General features: G+C 69.9%; 2 pseudogenes. Both read right to left on the reverse strand.

Annotated features, from left to right (window positions below):
- A pseudogene (locus tag ABD378_RS43685) lies at positions 1–1,763 on the reverse strand (hypothetical protein); the annotation flags it as partial.
- Positions 1,764–1,765: 2 nt separating this feature from the next.
- Positions 1,766–2,655, reverse strand: a pseudogene (locus ABD378_RS43690) (hypothetical protein); the annotation flags it as partial.

Genomic DNA, 2,655 nt, shown 5'->3' on the forward strand with positions numbered 1-2,655 from the left:
TGGAAGAGCGATCCGGTGATCGTGCCGCCCGTGATGGTCTTTCCGGTGATGGCGTCGGCGGCGATGGCCGCGGCGTCCACGGCCCCCGCTTGGATCTTCCCGACGGTGATGGCATTCGCCGCGATCTTGTCTGCGGTGACCGCGAGTGCGTCCAACTTCGCCGTGGTCACGGCCCCTGCCGCGATCTTCCCGGCGTTGACGGCCTCCGCGGCTATCGAGGCGGTCTCGATCGAGTTGGCCGTCATGTGCACGGCCGCGATCTGCGATGCGGCGATCTTCCCAGCCGTGACGGCGTCCGCGGCGATCGTCGTTGCCGTGACCGCTCCGGCCGCGAGTTCGGCCGTGTTGATGGACCCTGCTGTGATCTCCCGCGCTGTGATGGCGTCGGCCGCTACCTTGCCCGCCGTGACCGCGTCAGTCGCGATGGCGGCCGCGGTGACGCTGCCGGTGACGAGGTTGGTGGAGTTCACGACGCCGGTGCGCAGCGGGTCCACCGTGAACGCCTCCACCTCCATCACCGCGGCCGTCGTCTTGCCGAAGTTCAGCCAGGCCGTGGGCCGCAGGTAGCGGACATCGGCGTGGGTGGTGCCGGGCGCGCGCGGGTCGGCGTTCGGCCCTGCCGGTGCGGTCACCCCGACCCCGGAGTGGCCCTGGATGTAGCCGACGTACACCTTCCACCCGTCGGCGGTGGCTACCGTGCCGCCGTTGGTGCAGCAGTAGTAGTGCATGGACGTGGCGTTGGCGCCCGCACGGTTGACCAGAGTCGTGCCGTCGTCGGCGACGCCCACCAGGCCGACGTAGATGGTCGCCGGGCCGGAGGGGTCCTGCGCAGTGGCCCGCACCCGGATCATGACGCGGTACAGGGTGTCGGTGTCCTGCGGGATGAGGGTGGTTCCGGCGAGCTGGGTGTCTCCGGTCGCAGTGAGGACGCCCCCGCCGGAGGGCGTGCCGGTCGCTGCTGGGTCGACGATGTAGGTGCCGGAGCCGGACAGCTTGGCCCAGATGGTGGGGTCACGGAAGTAGTCGGCGTAGCGCTGGGTCGCCAGGTCGGACAGCGGTCCGGTCAGGGTGTTCAGGTTGACGGCCCCGGATGCGATCTTGCCGAGGATGACGGCGTTGGCGCCGATCTTCGCTGCGGTGACGGCGGAGTTCGCGAGGGCGTCCGCGTCGATCGCTGCGGTAGCGACCTTCGCTGCGGTGACCGCGTCGTCGGCGAGCTTCAGGGTGGTGACGATGCCGTCGAGGATGTCGGTGGCGACCACCGGGGCCGGGCCGAGCGGGCCGACGGTAGCGGATGCGACGGACGCGGTGCCGGACGCACTGCGGGCCAACAGGCGCACGTAGACGGGGGTATCGCACGGCGCGATGACCGTGCCGCCCTGCGCCGTCTCGATGGTGGAGACGAGCGTCGCCGCGATCGGCTCGTAGACAGCCAGGATCGAGGCGTGGACTTCGACCCGGTTCCAGTCCATCGGGATGATCGCGCCGTTGGCGAACAGACCGTCCCAGGCGGCGCTCACCCCGCCGATGACGGACGCGACGATGGGCGCTGAGGGCTCCGGGGGTGGGGGGCCGTTGACGGCCTGCACGCCGACTGTGCCGTCCGGCTGGAGGCCGACGATGGTGCGAATGCTGCCGCCGCCGTCGTTGACGATGATCGCGGCATCTTCGACGCTCGCGCCGTGGGCGACGCGGGCTCCCTTCTGGACCTCCGTGATCTGACGTCTCAGGCGGGCGATCTCTCCGGGCACGGAGTTGGCCATGGTCAGGATGCCTCCGAGCCGTAGTGGAAAGAGTCGGCGCGCGCCAAGGTGAGGGTCGCCTGGTCGGGGTTGTCGCCGGGCTTGTAGGAGTCGGCGGTGATGCGCGCCCACCCGGTGAAGGACACCCATGGGGTGTGAGCGGCGACGTACACGTCGTCGCCGATTTGCCAGGCTCCGAGCGGCGCGGCCGGGTGGTCCCGGACGGTGATCTGTACGACCTGGCCCATGATCTGGCGCCGCTTGCGCTCCCGGGCTATGCGCCGACCCAGTACGTCGTTCCCGTTGACGGTGGGCAGGGCGAGGACGGACTCCATGCGCAGGCGCCCGTCGCGGACGGGGTCGACGGCGAACCGCTTCGCGGTCCCCTCCCCCGACCCCGTCCCGATGATCACGTTGGCGAAGTCGTCGCCGCTGTAGCCAACCGGCGGCGAAGACACGATGTTCACGCCGGTGGTGAAGGAGATGTCCTTGCGGCGGGCCCCCAGGCGCGGATAGCCCAGGACGAGACGGCGGCGGATGGTGCCGTTGGACTGGTAGTTACAGGCGTTGGTGTACTGCGGAGCGCCGGTCTCGGAGACGAGGTCGTCGACCAGGTCGGCGAGCTCCGGAGTCTCGTACCAGTAGGAGTGCCACGGCTCCTCAAGCGTCCCCGCCTTCGCGTTCGAGGTGGTGGCGTCGACGACCACACCGAGGTTTCCGTCCGGCTGCTCCTGCGCGTACGCCCAGATGTCGCGGATAATCACGCACGGGTCCTGGAACGTGTACGGGCCGCGGCCGCGCAACTCTCCGTGGGTGTCGTGGCGTTTGACCAGGTATGACGACCAGCCCGCGGCCTCGAGCTTGATGACGCCGTCCTCGGGTGTGGTGTCCCAGATGAGGCCGCCCCAGCGCA

The sequence above is a fragment of the Streptomyces rectiviolaceus genome, from assembly GCF_039533825.1.
Classification (GTDB): Bacteria; Actinomycetota; Actinomycetes; order Streptomycetales; family Streptomycetaceae; genus Streptomyces; species Streptomyces rectiviolaceus.